Genomic DNA, 15,846 nt, shown 5'->3' on the forward strand with positions numbered 1-15,846 from the left:
GCCGCGGGAGGTTCTGGTGTCGCCCAAGGCGACCGCCCGGCTGGTGGTGACGATGCCGCCCGAGCCGAGCCGGCTTGCCAGCGCACTCGCGGCGGACATCGCCAGCGAATACGTGGCGCTCACGCACACCACCGACGCGTTCCAGCACATCGCTGGACTCGCGCGCGAACGCTTCGCCATCATGATCCCCTACATCGACCGCATTGGGGCGGCCTGGGCTGCGGGCCTGTTCGAATCGACCACGGCGACGGAGCGCGTGCTTGTCCTCCGCGATGCGACGCAGCTTCTCGCCTGCGGGGCCGAAGGTAGGCGGGTCGAGGATCGCGCAACTCGGATCATCGATTACGGCGGCGCCGACGGCACTGGCGAGACGTTCCACGCGAAGATCGTCCTTGCCGACGGCGTCGCGGCCTATGTCGGGTCGGCCAACCTGCTGCGGCGATCGAAGACGACCAATCTCGAGTGCGGGATGCTGGTCGAGGGCCCGGCCGTCGCCGCCGTCAAGGTCCTGCTGGACGCCGTAACGTCCTTGGCGAAAGGTTGATGCGCCGCCTGCGGCGAAAACGTCATGGCCGGTCCGACGAAACGCTCCCTTCAGGGTGCGGCGACCACGCGGCGTCACTTGGCCTCGCAACTCGTCGATGCCGATCGTCGCGTCGACGGTCGCAAGCCTGCCCGTCAACGCGGCACACGAAGCAACAAATACATGCAACCGAGCCGCGAACACTCCCCGGCGGCCGCACCGACTAGCGTCGCAGTGCCACGGATGCGGAAGAGGCGCCCACCGTGACGGGTCATTGAAGGAAAGTATTAAGCGCGCTGTGATCGGCAGCCGGAGCGCTGCGCCCGATCATGCTCGTAGACTCTCGGCAGGCGATAGAGCCCTTTCCCCGCCAAATAAACGAACGGCCGTTTACGCCACCCGCCAGTCCAAAGCGGACAGTCCGCTCACCACCAATCTGGAGCATTCCGGTTGGGGGTCGAGCTGCGCTGAGCTAGCCATCGTTCCGCTTTAGAAGGGGCGACACTCGTACATTCTCTTCGCGGTCCGTGAGGCACAATAGCCTGCCGTTCCGGGTATCAAGGTTACTCAGCGTTTCGGCAATCCTGCGGTCGATGTCGGCTTGGAGCGCCTGGTTGGGACATTGGCAAATGTCGTCCAATTCCGGCTCCACCATAGATGACATCATTCCCGCCGGTCCGTCCTTTGATCGCTTCTGTCCAAAGCGCTTCGTTACCGCACCCGGTATCGCCGCCGTGAGGTGCCGACAGGTAGATCGAAAGCTGCGGATGTCTCCAACATTCCGTTGCTAGTGAACGTACGTAGCAGCTTTCCGTACTAGTAATCGATAATAACTGTTCCTCTACAATGACTTAGCGCTGCTCATAACAGCGTGATGTGTGCTTCCTAGAACCCTATAAACGACCGAATTTAGTGTCCGGCCCCTTGCGTGCCAATCTTGCTGGAACCTCACCTTTCGCTAGGGCATGGAACCGGACTGCGATCCGGAAGTGCGTCGCTCCTACTGGGCGCGCTCCACCGAACCTTTCAAACCTGCAGCGATAAGCAGCCGGATGGCTTCGGCTCGGGTAGGAACCCGGTTCTCAAATCGCCAATCATCTATTGCCTTGGCCTCAGACCGCGTCACCATAACTGGCAAGCGGACATCCTTAGGTTCATCGCTCATAGCCGGCGACTTACCAAATTGTGCATTTTGCACAAGTGCCTTGACGGACCACTTTAAGTGGCTAGGTATCCATTCACTTGTGCAATTTGCACAAGCGGCGCAACCGTGTGTTGTAGCAGACGGCTGCGCCTAACCAGTTCCAAGGACCTAACCCATGGCACAGGCTGCTGATTCGAATACCCGGCGTTCCGTGAACGAGGAAGGCCATTACGCGATCACCGAGAATGAGTTCATGAACCTAACGCTAGTTCGCGATGCGCTGGCTGGCGTCGCGGAACTCGCCTTCGACGGTCGTCTTGAACGCGCCACCGAGACCCCCGAGATCACCTGCCACAACCTTTCCGCGCTGATGCTGGTTATTAGCGATCGGTTGGGCACAATGCTGGACGGCATGACCTTCTCCCACGGCCGACGCATCAGTTCGTGAACGGGGGAGTTGGAGCGATGGCTACCAGTATCGAACTCGTACCGTTCGAGAGTCACCAGATCACGACCGTACGGGCTGACGCCGACGTATTCGTCGTAATGAAGCCAATCGTCTCGGCGCTCGGGCTTGATTGGAACGGGCAATATCAGCGCATTAATCGTCATCCGGCGCTCAAAGAGGGCATGTGCATTACACACGTTCCCTCAACCGGCGGCGAGCAAGAGGCGGTCACCCTTAAACTGGAGCAATTTCAGGGCTGGCTAGTCACATTGCACCCGGAACGGGTCCGGGACGCTCTCAAGCGTGAATTGATCCTTTCGTATCAGCGCCGCGCATTCCGGGTGTTGTTCGATCACTTCCACGGCGCTGCCCAACTACCGGCCGCGATGCCGATCCAGTCACGCATCGCGATCCAGAACCAGGTCCTACGGCTGACCGCGAGGCTGCAGCACACTCGCAACCGCACTGAACGCCGTGTCATCCATGCGATGATCGGCGACCTGTGTCGTGACATCGGCATGGCACCGCCGGCAATGAACGATTTGGGCTTCGACGCCCCGCATCCCTCTGACGCGGTTGCGCCTTTTTGGGCAGGAATCGCCGAGTTGAAGCGACGCGGCGTCGTCTTCAACCACAGCCGGACCAGCGGCCTGCTGGCCATCAACCGCACCGCGCTCGCTGAGGAGTTCAAGCGGGCAGGCATCACGCTGAAGGTCGACTCGCGGCTCGGTCGGGCGCTGCGGGCAAGCGACCCGCGCTACATCGCAGCGAAGACGGTCAACAGTCGCCTGACCGGCGGCGGCATCCATTGCTGGGTCTTCACCGACACCGACTGAGCTTTGCCCCTACGGGCGAACGGAGTACAGGCAAGGGCCGGGACGCGGATGCGCGCTCCGGCCCTTCTGCTGTGCGCTGTTGCCGCCAGCCAAGGACGAGCCTCGCTGCCGGAAACACGGCTTGGGAGGGGGGTCGGGAAAAGTCTTATCTCCTTTATCCCCCGGTTTGATCCCCTGAAAAACGGCGGAAATCCGCCATTTTCGATGTAACACGCTCGGCGTTATCGCTTCCTACATGCCCCCGGCAAAAACACTTATCCCACTGTAAAGGAACGATATTTTCAAACCAAAATATTCGAATCTAAGTCTATTATCAGTAACGATGGGATAAGCGTCTTTGTAACGTCTCAAGTCATTGAGATTGCACGACTGTTCGAGAGATAAGAAGTTTCCCGCCTCCCCCCTGACTACTAAACCACCCTGCCAAACGCGCACGATATGGACGCTTTCGGGCGCTCGCTCACCGATTTTCGCTGGCGATCGCGCGCCGGGTTTGGCGCTACCGGACGCGTTCGCACGGGCAGTCGCCGGCACCTCGTCCAGCTGCGTCGATCTGCGTCGCGAGTGCGACCAAGAATGGCGGCATTTCGCCCAGCTTTCCCGCCGGTTTCGCTAGGGACGCTGCATGCGTCGAAAGCGCCACGAAAAGCGCGCGGGCGAGGCGGGGGGAAAAGCGTGTAATCCGGGGTCGCAACGCGGACGCGACTTGCGGCCGTCGACCGATCTACGACCACGCGGCGGCTCTGGCTCGAGGCGGGGTGGTAGGGTGCAGCCAGCTGGCCAAACAACCCGCAGCCCCGACGCCAATAAGGACGCCTGAGTCGGGTCCTCTCCCCTGCCCTGCCTCATCCGATGAGAAGCGACGCCAAAGTGACAGGACGGAAATCTCGAGCGTCGACGCCCACGTCGAACTGCCGCAGCATTCGCGTCAAGCGACCGTGACTGTGGCCGTGAAGATTGATCGAACGTCGATGCTGGCCGTTCCAGCTTCGGAAGGGATAGTGGCAGAGAACCACCGCCGTCCCATCCAGTGACAATTCTGTGTAGTCCGCAACACTCGACCAGCCCGCCGCTTCCCCGGTAGCGACCGGGTCGTTGTTCCCGCGAATGAGGTGCTTCTTGCCATATAGCGCCGACAGGATTCCCGACACGTCCTGCGGACGCCGTGCAACGTCACCGAGGTGCCAGACCTCGTCGTCCGGCGTGACAGTTGCGTTCCACCTGGAAACCAACTCACGGTCCATATCCGCAACGGTCGCGAACGGCCGCTTGTGGATGTTAAGCGTGCGATGATCCCCAAAGTGCGTGTCCGACGTGAAGAAGACAGCCACGGCCGCTACAGCATTTCGAGTGGGCACCGGCCGAGTGGCCGAGCGAACGCTTGCTCGAGGGCGGCGAGGTTCTCCTCTGACAGATGAAGGTCCGCCGCCTGTCGGTTCTCCCGCACATGCTCGACCGTCCCAGCTTTCGGAATTGCGATCACATCGCCGCTTCGCATCGTCCACGCGAGCGCGACCTGAGCTGGCGTCGCGCCGGCGCTTTCCGCAATCTGCCGCAGCGTCGGATCATCCAGCAGCCGACCCTGCTCGACTGGACTATATGCCATCACTGGGATGCCCTGTTCCACGAGCCAAGGTATGAGGTCGTGCTCAGGAGCTCGGCGACTCAGATTGTACAGGATCTGGTTCACGGCGCACTCCCCGCCCCCTGCGTCGATCAGCTCCTGCATATCGTCGACATCGAGGTTGCTGACGCCCCATTGTCGGATCTTGCCAGCGGACTTCAGCGCGTTCATCGCCTCGACCGTCTCGTGCAACGGCACCGATCCGCGCCAATGGAGCAAGTACAAATCTAGGCGGTCCGTCCCCAGGCGTTGCAGGCTCGCTTCGCAGGCCGCCTGCAAGCGATGCCGGGAAGCATTCTGTGGGTAGGCCTTGCTCACTAGAAAAAGTTCGTCCCGCACAGCCCCGAGCGCCTCACCGACAAGCACCTCGGCCGCACCGTCGCCGTACATCTCGGCGGTATCGATCAGCGTCATACCGAGCTCAACGCCGGCGCGCAGTGCTGCGATCTCATGATCGCGGCGATCGGCCTGCTCTGCCATCATCCACGTGCCCTGCCCCAGCGAAGGTACGGCCTCGCCCGATGGTAGTCGAACATTTCGCATGGCGGATCCTTTCCCGGATAAAGGTGATAGCAAACGGGCGGGCGCGCGGGAGGATGCGTCGCCTAGTGGCAGAACGCAGAAAGTCCAAGTGCGAGAACGCCAAGGGCAATAGCCGACGCAGCGCGGCACAGCCTTTCCCAGGAACGACGCTGGAACGATCATGCATCAGCCTTCTTGAAACCTTTCTTCGCACGAATTGTGAGAGCCATTGTCCGCCGCGACCCGGCCGAAAGGGGGTAGCCCAAGATTGAATATCGTCTATGCTGGATATATGGAAAACGATGTAGCAATTGCCGCGCTGGGCGCTTTGGCACAAGGAACACGCCTGGATGTGTTTCGCCTGCTGGTCCGTCACGAACCTGCCGGCCTCGCCGCAGGCGAAATCGCCCGTCAACTCGACGTGCCGCAAAACACCATGTCGGCGCACCTCGGCATCCTCGCCCGCGCCGGCCTGGTCCGCTCCGAACGCCATAGTCGTTCGATCATCTACCGTGCCGACCTGAACAGCCTGCGCGCGCTGACGCTGTTCCTCGTGAAGGACTGTTGCGCGGGCAATGCGGAAGTCTGCGCGCCGCTGATCGCCGAACTCACCCCCTGCTGCTGAAAGGAAGCCCCGTGGCCGTCGATATCGTGATCTACCACAATCCCGAGTGCGGCACGTCCCGCAACACCCTTGGGCTGATCCGCAATGCCGGCATCGAGCCGCATGTCGTCGAGTATCTCAAGACGCCGCCCGCGCGCGCACTGCTGGTTGAGCTGATCGACCGTGCTGGCATGACGCCGCGCGATCTGCTGCGCGAGAAGGGCACGCCCTATGCGGAGCTGGGCTTGGGCGACACGACGCTGTCCGACGACGCGCTGGTCGATGCGATGATAGCGCACCCGATCCTCATCAACCGGCCGCTGGTCGTTTCACCGCTCGGCGTGAAGCTGTGCCGCCCGTCCGAAGCCATCCTCGACCTGCTGCCGAGCGCCCAGCGCGGCGCGTTCGCAAAGGAAGACGGCGAACAGGTGGTGGATGCGTCGGGCCAGCGCGTCGTCTGATGCTCCTTGCCGTCCTGATCTTCGTCGCGACGATTGCGCTCGTCATTTGGCAACCCAAGGGCCTCGACATCGGGTGGAGCGCGATGGGCGGGGCGGTCGTGGCGCTGCTTGCGGGCGTGGTCACTCTGTCCGACGTGCCGGTGGTATGGGGCATCGTCTGGAATGCGACGGCCGCGTTCGTTGCGATCATCGTCATCAGCCTGTTGCTGGATGAAGCCGGGTTCTTCGAGTGGGCAGCGCTGCACGTCGCGCGCTGGGGCGGGGGGCATGGTCGCCGGCTGTTCGTCCTGATCGTCCTGCTGGGTGCGGCGGTGTCCGCGCTGTTCGCCAATGACGGCGCGGCGCTGATCCTGACGCCGATCGTCATCGCCATGCTGCGGGCGCTGGGGTTCAAGGACAAGGCGACGCTGGCGTTCGTCATGGCGGCGGGGTTCATCGCCGACACCGCCAGCCTGCCGCTGGTCGTCTCCAACCTCGTCAACATCGTGTCGGCCGACTTTTTCGATATCGGGTTCGGCAACTATGCGGCTGTGATGGTGCCGGTCGATTTGGTGTCGATCGCCGCAACGCTGGGCGCGCTGCTGATCTTCTTTCGGCGCGATATACCGCAAGATTACGATGTGGCTGCGCTCCGCGCGCCCGATGCCGCGATCCGGGATGCCGCAACCTTCCGCGCCGGATGGATCGTCCTTGCCCTGCTGCTCGCCGGCTTCTTCCTGCTCGAACCGCTCGGCGTGCCGGTCAGCGCCGTCGCCGCTGCCGGCGCGGTCCTGCTGCTGGTGATCGCGGGGCGGGGCCACGTGATTGAGACACGCAAGGTGCTGCGCGGCGCGCCGTGGCAGGTCGTGATCTTCTCGCTCGGCATGTACCTGGTCGTCTATGGCCTGCGGAATGCGGGTCTGACCGACCATCTGGCGTCGCTGCTCGATTACACCGCGCAAGGCGGCGTGTGGGGCGCGGCGCTGGGAACGGGCGTAATCGCGGCCGTCCTGTCGTCGGTGATGAACAACATGCCGACCGTGCTGGTGGGCGCGCTGTCGATCGACGCTACGCACGCAACCGGGGCCGTCCGGGAAGCGATGATCTACGCCAACGTGATCGGTTGCGATCTCGGCCCCAAGCTGACGCCGATCGGCTCGCTCGCGACGCTGCTGTGGCTGCACGTCCTGGGGCAGAAGGGCGTGCGGATCGGGTGGGGCTATTATTTCCGGGTCGGGGTCACGCTGACCGTGCCCGTTTTGCTCATCACCTTGGCGGCGCTCGCGCTGCGAATGGGAATTGCCTGATGCCTCTGCGCGACCTTCCCGACGCCGACCATATGCCCGCGCTCGATCGACGCTATGCGCTTGATCGGCCCGCCCTCGGGCTGGGCGCTGGCGATCCGCCGCCCCGTATCCTGCTGCTTTACGGGTCGCTTCGGGAGCGATCCTATTCGCGCCTGTGCATCGAAGAGGCGGCGCGGTTGCTCCGCTTCTTCGGGTGCGAGACGCGTATTTTCGATCCATCCACCCTGCCGCTGCCCGACCAGCACGCGGGCGACGATCATCCGGTCGTCCACGAGTTGCGGGAGCTGTCGATGTGGTCGGAGGGGCAGGTGTGGTGCAGCCCCGAACGCCACGGCCAGATTACCGGCATCATGAAGTTGCAAATCGACCACCTGCCGCTCAGCATGGGCGGGATGCGCCCGACGCAGGGCCGCACGCTGGCGGTCATGCAGGTGTCGGCGGGATCGCAGTCCTTCAACAGCGTCAATACGCTGCGCGTGCTGGGCCGCTGGATGCGAATGGTGACGATCCCCAACCAGTCGTCGGTGGCAAAGGCGTTCGCCGAGTTCGACGATGTCGGGCGCATGAAGCCGTCGAGCTATTACGACCGGATCGTCGACGTGATGGAGGAGCTCGTGCGCTTCACGGTGCTGCTGCGCCCGCATACCGCCCAGCTCGTCGACCGCTACTCCGAGCGCAAAGAAGCTGGCGTGCCGATCGACCCCGCCACTGACTTGTCCAGTATTGCGGAGAGACCGCAATCCTAACGGTTTTTCGGCTCGGGATCGAAGTTAGGGAAACCCGCCCCTGAAGCCGCAGCCGTCACTTCATGCTTCTTAGCCTCAACCATACCCAGCGCCAGAAGCGCGCTTCGGCAAGCATGAACTTGACCAGTAAGGGAGGAATACCTTGGCGCTCCAATGCAACGGCATCGGGTTCGCTACCGAACAAGATACGCAGGACCGCAACGAAAGCCACGCCCTCGAAAACGGCTAACACAGCAATACCGAGACCGCGAACCCAACCCAATTCGCTCAGGATTGTCTCGGCTTGATCAGGCACGATCTTAGCCGCGATCCATATCCCGCCACAAACCATCGCCAATTTCCGAACCGCGAGAGCGCGGCGAGGCATGTTCCGATAACACACCGCGTAGATCAGCGGCACGAACACGCACCAATCGAAGATTGTCGCTGCCTCGCCTAGCTTCGGATCAAGCAGCCAGGGATAGGACGTCCGAAAGGTCAGCGCGGTGATGAGGAGGAGAGGAAGCACGAGATAGAACCAGTGACGCTGAGCCACAGCCAATGCCCCTTGCTTCACCGACGCCTCTCAATCTGATCGATCACCGCTTTACTGCTAGATGGTGCCAACATCCAGCGAGAAGACTTGGCGCAAGCGACGCATCCTTCCCGCAAACGAAACCTAGCGGGACGGTCGCCCGTCAGACTGCAGCGACGGTCGGGCGCAGGCAGCCCCTGCTTTCTCAAAATCTGTTCCTGATAGCATTTTATCGAAAAAGCCTGTTGGGGACGGGGAAACAGGAAAGAAGGGCGCAACGAATGGCCCCTTTCGGGAGTCGAGTAGTCCGATTACCTCTCTATGATTGAACTTTTCAGCAACGACGCCAATTACGCTAGCGAAACATTTTCCTCGGCACCGTTCCATTTGCCAGCCAGGCCGGGAACCTCTTCGAGTTGTCGCACTTCGTCGAAGCGCCCACGCTCCTCCCTGTATCTTACGATCTCAAAACCGTGTCCGCGTAACTGCTGGACTTCGTCAAGTTCCGCAGCGGTAGCGGTATTCAGATTGATCATTAGCGTCTCCCAGCGAACTGGCGAAAGCATGTTCGCTTCGACGGACTGTAACGATACTCAGCCTGAAAGGCAGTGTGGGTTGGGCCAAACGCCCGTACAAGTCCGCCCAGAGCGGACGGTGTTTCTCAGATTGCCCTCCGAAGCACGAACACCTGAGAAAATCGCGCAGCAGTACGTGCAATCCGACATCGCCACGGTGCCCCGCCCCCGCTAAGCCATTGATACTTAATGGCGAGCCTTTCCAACAACATCGGGCAACTAGCGTTGATTTTATTCAACAAGTTCGCTCCACGGCGAAAACACGAGTTCGATTCTCGTAGGGGTCACCAGCCGGCAAAGGGCCTGGCTCGGGTAGAGCTGCTTCGGCAGCGGTCTTGTCCTTGCACTTTCAGACCCTGACCCCGTCGAGTGGCATCTTGAGCAGGTGCGGTCGCGTTGCGGCGACGTGCAGGATCAGTTCGCCGAACAGGCCATTGGCCCATGCGAACCAGTCGCGGCTGAACTTGGCCGCATCGTCCTTTTCGAACGCTTCGTGCATGAAGCCCGTGCCGGCATGGGTCCGCTTGAGCGTGGCGAGGCATTGCAGGATCGTTGCGTCATCGGTCGCGCCGAGCGCCCGGACGATCAGCGACATCGGCCAGATATAGTCCATCCCCTGATGCGGGCCACCGATCCCCTCGCCCGCCTTGCCCTTGAAGAACCACGGGTTCGCCTCGCTCCACGCAGCCTTTGCTGTCCGCTGCCACCGGGCGTCGGCGGCGGGAACGCAACCGAGCCAGGCGAGGCTCGACAGCGACGGCACGTTGGCATCGTCCATGAAGATGGCATTGCCATAGCCGTCGACCTCATAGGCCCAGACGTCGCTGCCATCGGGCAGGCGCATCGTGCCATGCTGCGCCACTGCGGCGGCGACCTCGTTCGCGAGTGCTGTCGCGTCATTCGCCAGTACCGCATCGTGGCGCGCTTCGTTCGCGACCTGCGCCATTTCGCGCAGCGTCGTCACCGCGAACAGATTGGCGGGCACGAACAGCGAATATTGGCAGGCGTCGTCCGACGGGCGGAAACCCGAATGGATCATGCCGTTCTTGCGCGTCGGCGCACCATAGCCCGCGAGCAACGTCTCGGTCGGCTGGCGGCTGGCGCGCTGGAATTTATACGAACCCGGGCCGTCCTTGCGCTGCTGTTCGCGGAAGGTCCGGACGATCGCGCGCATCGCATCGCCCCATTGCGCGTCGAACGGCGCGGCATCGCGCGTCGCACGCCAATAGCCGTGCGACAGCCGCATCGAATAGCATAGCGAATCGATCTCCCATTTCCGTTCGGCGACGCCGGGTCGCATCTCGGTATCGTCGGCCTTGGCCCACGAAAGCGAGGTCGGCGCGCCGGGGTCTTCCATGAAGGCGTTGGCATAGGGATCGATCAGGACGCTGCGCGCGTGGCGGGCGATCAGTCCGCGGAACAGTTCGCGCAGCTTCGCATCCTGCCGGGCAAGATGCAGATAGGATTTCACCTGCGCGGCCGAATCACGCAGCCACAGGCAGGGAATGTCACCGGTGATGACGAAGCTGTCGGGCCTGCCGTCGACCGTGGACATCCGCACCGTGGTGTCGAGCGTGTTCGGGTAGCAATTGGCGAACAGCCACGCGACTTCCGGGTCGGCGATCATCCGGCTGACCCGTGCGATTTCCTGTTCGACCGCGCTGCTAACGAAGCGACGATCGGCGGGCGCGGGACGCTTGCTCGGGAAGCGGGCGACCGCCCCCTGCCCCGCCGCGACCGGTGCGATCCCGGCGGTCGCAAGGCCGGCACCCAGCAGCGCACCCTGCACCATCAGATTGCGTCGGTCGGTCGGCATCGCGGTTCCTCCATAAGCGTCAGGGGACCGTTGCCCTGCAATGACCGCCGAGGAAAGCCCGATGCGACGGCTTGGCTTCGTAAGGCGGAAGGTGGCGGGCCGATGGTGCCGGTCCGGCGCGTTGCGTCGCCATCTTCGCCATGTCACAACCGGACCATCCCGTTGTTCCGGAGGTTCGATGCGTTCGTTCTTGCTTGCCCCCTGCCTGACCTTCGCCGCATCGGCGCTGGCCCAGACGGCACCCGCCCCCATCTCCATCGAGACGGTCAAGGAAGCGACCCGCGTCCTGTCGTCGGACGACTTCGAAGGACGCGCGCCGGGCACGCCGGGCGAGGAGAAGACGCTGGCCTATCTGGCGCAGCAATTCGCCAAGGCAGGCCTGAAACCGGGAAACAAGGGCAGCTGGTTTCAGGACGTGCCGTTGGTCGAGATCACCAGCCGCAACGTTTCGCCGCTGACCTTCACCGGTGCCGGCAGCCCGATCGCGCTGGCCTATGGCCCCGAGATGGTCGTCGGCACCTATCGCGTGACGCCGAAATCGACGGTCGCGAACAGCGACGTCGTCTTCGTCGGCTATGGCATCAACGCCCCGGAAAAGGGGTGGAACGACTATGCCGGCACCGATGTGCGTGGCAAGACGGTGCTGATCCTGATCAACGATCCCGATTATGCCAGCCGGACGCTGGATGGACCGTTCGGCGGCAAGGCGATGACCTATTACGGGCGCTGGACCTACAAGTTCGAGGAAGCGGCGCGGCAGGGTGCGGCGGCGGCGATCATCATTCACGACACCGTCCCCGCCGCCTATGGCTGGAACGTGGTCCAGTCGAGCTGGACCGGCCCGCAACAGGTCGCCGACGCCGCGAACAACCATATGGACCAGAGCGAGGCGATCGGGTGGATGCAGCTGGCCGCCGCCAAACGGCTGATCGGTGCGGCGGGCAAGAAGTACGATCAACTCGTCGCTGCCGCGCAGACCAGGGGCTTTCGCGCCGTGCCGCTGACCGGGGTGAAGGCGAGCGTGTCGTTCGACAATCAGGTCCGGCGTCACGCCTCCAAAAACGTGGTCGGCATCCTGCCGGGCACCAGGCGTCCTGACGAAATCGTGCTGTTCACCGGTCATTGGGACCATCTCGGCCGGTGTGAGGCGGCATCCGATGGCGACGATATCTGCAACGGCGCGATCGACAATGCGACCGGCACCGCCGCGCTGATCGGGTTGGCCGAGGCGAATGCGAAGGCGGGGGCGACCGAACGCAGTCAGGTATATCTGGCGGTGACCGGGGAGGAATCGGGTCTGCTCGGATCGGCCTATTATGGCGATCATCCGATCTATCCGCTCGCAAGAACCGTCGGCGGCATCAACATGGACGCGTTGTCGGTCGCCGGGCCGGCCCGCAACATCGTGGTCGTCGGCAAGGGCAAGTCGGAACTGGACACCTATCTCGACCGCGCGCTGACCGCGCAGGGCCGCGTGGCGGAGGCCGATCCGATGCCGCAGAACGGCTATTACTATCGCTCCGACCATTTCAGCCTCGCCAAGCATGGCGTGCCGATGCTCTATCTCGATTCGGGCGACGATCTGGTCACCGGCGGCAAGGCGGCGGGTGAGGCAGCGGCGAAGGACTATACCGAGAAGCGCTATCACGGACCGAAGGACGAATTTGATCCGAACTGGAACTGGGCGGGCGTCGCACAGGATTTGAGCCTGTTCTATACGATCGGGCGCGAGCTGGCGACGACGACCGCATGGCCCAATTGGGTAGCCGGCGACGAATTCCGCGCCATTCGCGATCGCAGTCGCGGGAGCAAGTGAGCGCACGACCGCGCTGAGATTACGTACCATGCTGCTTCGGCGGGACCGTCGCGATCCTCCGAACGGTTCGGCGGGCGTGCAGTGGGACCGGGGGAAGCGGCCCCCGTTGCCGCAGCCAATTCCGCCGATTGTCGGTCGATAGAGGGAGCATAGCCCGCGCCCCGGCGTTCCGCTTGCGCAACGATCAATCCCGGCCCGATCGCCGGCCGTAATCAGTAAGGCAGTACAGCATGGCAATCGTCCGACAGCGCGTGGAATCCGGTGGGTTCATCCTGTTCCTTGCGCTGGTGACCATCGGGTTGACGATGGTCGTATCGAGTTTTGCCGGCGCACTGCTGTGGGCCGCACTGGCGGCATTGCTGTTCCAGCCGCTGTTCCAGCGCCTGTTGCGGTGGCGGCCGGGGCAGCGCAATCTGGTCGCGGCACTGACGCTGCTGATCATCACCGTCGCGGTGGTGATCCCCGCACTCATCATCGCCGGCATGGTCATGGACCAGGCGGCGGGCGTGTATACGCAGTTGCGGAGCGGCCAGATCAATTTCGCGACCTATTTCGAACAGGTCCACAACGCCCTGCCGCTACGGGTCCAGCATACCATCGACAATGCCGGCTTCGGCAGTTTCGAACGCGCGCAGTCGCGCATTTCGCAGGCGGTCGGTGCCAGCGCCAGCGTGCTTGCCCGCAGCGCCCTGTCGATCGGCGCGAATGCCGCCGCGTTCCTGCTGGCGTTCGGTGTCGGACTATATGTGACCTTCTTCCTGTTGCGCGACGGGGACCGGATCGGACCGGCGGTGGTCCGGTCGCTGCCGCTGGAGCGTGACGTCGCGTGGCGGCTGGCGAACAAGTTCAACGCCGTCGTGCGCGCGACGATCAAGGGGTCCGGCGTCGTCGCTCTGGTGCAGGGCGCGCTGGGGGCGATCACCTTCTGGATCGTCGGTCTGCCCGCCGCCCTGCTGTGGGGTTTGGTGATGGCGATCGCCGCGCTGTTGCCGGCGGTCGGACCGGCGATCATCTGGACCCCGGTCGCGATCTATCTGCTGGCCACCGGTGCGATCTGGCAGGGGGTGGTCGTGATCGCATCGGGTGTGCTGGTGATCGGGCTCGCCGACAATATCCTGCGCCCGTTGCTGGTCGGGCGCGATACCGGCATCCCCGACTGGCTGGTGCTGGTGACGACGCTCGGCGGTATCGACCTGCTGGGGTTGAGCGGGATCGTCGTCGGGCCGCTGGCAGGCGCACTGTTCATCACCGCTTGGGGCATCCTGACCGAGCAACGTGCCGCGCGGGCCGAGGCCGACGAAGAGAAATCAACGACATAGCTTGTAACGGCGGTCGGGTCCGGTCATCCTGCGGCGATCGTTGCCGGAGAGAAAAGCCATGGAAATCGGCCGTCGCGAACTGATCCTTTCCGCCGCCGCCCTGTCGATCGCGCCCGGTTGCGCGTCGTTCGGTCAGCCCGGCCGCAAGCTCGGCTATGCCATCGTCGGTCTGGGAAGCTATGGGCTAGGGCGGATCATCCCCGAATTCCGGAATTGCGAGCATAGTCGCCTTGCCGCCGTGGTCAGCGGCGACCGGGCAAAGGCCGAACGGGTGGCGACCGAATACGGCCTTCCCGCCAGCGCCATCTATTCGTACCAGAATTACGACCGCATCCGCGACAACCCGGACATCGACATCGTCTATGTCTGTCTGCCCAATGCGATGCATGCCGAATATTCGATCCGGGCGTCGCAGGCCGGCAAGCATGTGCTGTGCGAAAAGCCGATGGCGGTGTCGGTCGCCGAATGCGAGGCGATGATCGCCGCCGCGCGCAAGGCGAACCGCAAGCTGATGATCGGCTATCGCAGCCATTTCGAACCGCATAATCGCGAGGCGATGCGGCTGGCGCGCAGCGGCGCGGTCGGCAAAACGCGCTATGTGCGGTCCGAACATGGCTTCAACTTCGGCGATCCCACCGCATGGCGGCTGAAGCGCGCATTGTCGGGCGGCGGTTCGCTGATGGATATCGGCATCTATGCGTTGCAGGCGGTACGCTACATGACCGGTGAGGAACCGATCGCGGTGACCGCGCGCGAATCGACCGACCGCCGCGACCCGCGCTTCCGGGAGGTCGAGGACATGATCGATTTCACCCTGGATTTTCCGTCCGGGGCGATCGGCAGTTGCCAGTCGATGTACAGCGCCAACCGCAACCAGATCCTGCTGATGGGCGAGAAGGGCCGGATCGAGATGGAGCCGGCGACCAGCTATAGCGGGCAGCGGCTCTGGGTGGGTGGCGATCGCGAGCGACAGGTGACCCCGCCGCCCGGGCCGGGCAAGAACCAGTTCGCCGCGCAGCTCGATCACCTGTCGGAATGCGCGACCGGCGGGCGCGAACCGATCGTGTCGGGTGAGGAAGGGTTGCGCGATATGCGGATCATCGAGGCGATCTATCGATCCGCACGCGAGGGGCGAACGATCCGGCTGGAACCAAGGACATGATGCTTGCCGCGTTCGCGCTGTTGCTCGCGGGTCAAGCGGCGGACCCGACCAGTTTCGCGAGCGATGCGGCCATCACCGCCGAGGTCGAGGCGATGGGCAAGGCGATGAAGCCCGATCAGGGCTTCGCCTGGAAGCCGCTGGTGCGCGATGGCGATCGGGTCGCGGCACTGGAATATTGGAAGGCGCCGGGACGCCCGGCCGTCCATCCCGATCAGGCCGAATATGCGATCGTGATCGCCGGTGCCGGTACGCTGCGATCGGGTGGCACGATGGTCGGCGGTCGACAGACCCAGCCGGGCCTGATCGAGGGCGACCGCATTATCGGCGCTACCGAGCGGCCGCTCAAACCCGGCGACGTGATGCTGATCCCCGCAGGCGTGCCGCACTGGTTCGGGGTCACCGGCGACCGGCTGGTCCTGCTGGGGACCAAGCTGTCGACGAAGTGAGCGG

General features: G+C 63.4%; 16 protein-coding genes. 11 read left to right on the forward strand and 5 right to left on the reverse strand.

Going from position 1 to position 15,846, the window contains the following annotated elements; translation table 11 throughout:
• Positions 1-16: 16 nt before the first annotated feature.
• From ASE70_RS14205 to ASE70_RS19350, 3 genes are all read left to right on the forward strand, one after another.
• Entirely contained in the window at positions 17-544 is a 528-nt protein-coding gene (locus ASE70_RS14205) for a phospholipase D-like domain-containing protein (protein ID WP_200925644.1), read from the forward strand.
• A gap of 1,298 nt (positions 545-1,842) precedes the next feature.
• Positions 1,843-2,115: a hypothetical protein gene (locus ASE70_RS14215; RefSeq protein ID WP_156356283.1), complete on the forward strand. Its 273-nt coding sequence runs from the start codon at positions 1,843-1,845 to the stop codon at positions 2,113-2,115.
• 17 nt (positions 2,116-2,132) lie between these two features.
• A complete protein-coding gene (locus ASE70_RS19350; protein WP_082451049.1) occupies positions 2,133-2,951 on the forward strand; it encodes a phage antirepressor N-terminal domain-containing protein in 819 nt (272 codons plus the stop codon).
• Positions 2,952-3,796: 845 nt separating this feature from the next.
• Here ASE70_RS19350 and ASE70_RS14225 read toward each other — a convergent pair.
• The gene (locus tag ASE70_RS14225; RefSeq protein WP_055760937.1) at positions 3,797-4,282 is read right to left on the reverse strand and encodes a metallophosphoesterase family protein; all 486 of its coding nucleotides are present in this window, start codon (positions 4,280-4,282) and stop codon (positions 3,797-3,799) included.
• A 5-nt stretch (positions 4,283-4,287) separates the two neighbouring features.
• Positions 4,288-5,118: an aldo/keto reductase gene (locus ASE70_RS14230; RefSeq protein WP_082451050.1), complete on the reverse strand. Its 831-nt coding sequence runs from the start codon at positions 5,116-5,118 to the stop codon at positions 4,288-4,290.
• 271 nt (positions 5,119-5,389) lie between these two features.
• Here ASE70_RS14230 and ASE70_RS14235 point away from each other — a divergent pair, with 271 nt between their 5' ends.
• Genes ASE70_RS14235 through arsH form a run of 4 tightly spaced genes read left to right on the forward strand, consistent with a single transcriptional unit; the run spans position 5,390 to position 8,194 of the window.
• Entirely contained in the window at positions 5,390-5,722 is a 333-nt protein-coding gene (locus tag ASE70_RS14235; protein ID WP_055760935.1) for an ArsR/SmtB family transcription factor, read from the forward strand.
• An 11-nt stretch (positions 5,723-5,733) separates the two neighbouring features.
• A complete protein-coding gene (arsC, locus tag ASE70_RS14240; protein WP_056506125.1) occupies positions 5,734-6,162 on the forward strand; it encodes an arsenate reductase (glutaredoxin) in 429 nt (142 codons plus the stop codon).
• The gene (locus ASE70_RS14245; protein WP_056506126.1) at positions 6,162-7,448 is read left to right on the forward strand and encodes an arsenic transporter; all 1,287 of its coding nucleotides are present in this window, start codon (positions 6,162-6,164) and stop codon (positions 7,446-7,448) included. The genes arsC and ASE70_RS14245 overlap by 1 nt, the downstream gene beginning before the upstream one ends.
• A complete protein-coding gene (gene arsH / locus ASE70_RS14250; RefSeq protein ID WP_055760927.1) occupies positions 7,448-8,194 on the forward strand; it encodes an arsenical resistance protein ArsH in 747 nt (248 codons plus the stop codon). The genes ASE70_RS14245 and arsH overlap by 1 nt, the downstream gene beginning before the upstream one ends.
• A gap of 55 nt (positions 8,195-8,249) precedes the next feature.
• Here arsH and ASE70_RS14255 read toward each other — a convergent pair whose 3' ends face one another.
• The 3 genes from ASE70_RS14255 to ASE70_RS14265 all read right to left on the reverse strand — a co-directional run bounded on the left by ASE70_RS14255 (position 8,250) and on the right by ASE70_RS14265 (position 11,099).
• Positions 8,250-8,750 (reverse strand): hypothetical protein, encoded by a 501-nt coding sequence (locus tag ASE70_RS14255; protein ID WP_056506129.1) that lies wholly within the window; start codon positions 8,748-8,750, stop codon positions 8,250-8,252.
• Between the two features lie 308 nt (positions 8,751-9,058).
• Positions 9,059-9,244 carry a helix-hairpin-helix domain-containing protein gene (locus ASE70_RS14260; protein ID WP_056506809.1) on the reverse strand — a complete coding sequence of 62 codons (186 nt, stop codon included), beginning with the start codon at positions 9,242-9,244 and terminating at the stop codon, positions 9,059-9,061.
• Positions 9,245-9,632: 388 nt separating this feature from the next.
• Positions 9,633-11,099 (reverse strand): glycoside hydrolase family 125 protein, encoded by a 1,467-nt coding sequence (locus tag ASE70_RS14265; protein WP_156356284.1) that lies wholly within the window; start codon positions 11,097-11,099, stop codon positions 9,633-9,635.
• A gap of 178 nt (positions 11,100-11,277) precedes the next feature.
• Here ASE70_RS14265 and ASE70_RS14270 point away from each other — a divergent pair, with 178 nt between their 5' ends.
• From ASE70_RS14270 to ASE70_RS14285, 4 genes are all read left to right on the forward strand, one after another.
• Positions 11,278-12,915, forward strand: a complete 1,638-nt coding sequence (locus tag ASE70_RS14270) for a M28 family peptidase (protein ID WP_056506132.1) — start codon at positions 11,278-11,280, stop codon at positions 12,913-12,915.
• A gap of 230 nt (positions 12,916-13,145) precedes the next feature.
• Positions 13,146-14,234, forward strand: a complete 1,089-nt coding sequence (locus ASE70_RS14275) for an AI-2E family transporter (protein ID WP_056506135.1) — start codon at positions 13,146-13,148, stop codon at positions 14,232-14,234.
• Between the two features lie 58 nt (positions 14,235-14,292).
• On the forward strand, positions 14,293-15,396 hold the full coding sequence (locus tag ASE70_RS14280; RefSeq protein ID WP_056506138.1) for a Gfo/Idh/MocA family protein: 1,104 nt from the start codon (positions 14,293-14,295) through the stop codon (positions 15,394-15,396).
• Entirely contained in the window at positions 15,393-15,842 is a 450-nt protein-coding gene (locus tag ASE70_RS14285; protein WP_200925646.1) for a cupin domain-containing protein, read from the forward strand. The genes ASE70_RS14280 and ASE70_RS14285 overlap by 4 nt, the downstream gene beginning before the upstream one ends.
• The last annotated feature ends 4 nt before the right edge of the window (positions 15,843-15,846 follow it).

This window comes from Sphingomonas sp. Leaf22 (genome assembly GCF_001421715.1).
Classification (GTDB): domain Bacteria; phylum Pseudomonadota; class Alphaproteobacteria; order Sphingomonadales; family Sphingomonadaceae; genus Sphingomonas.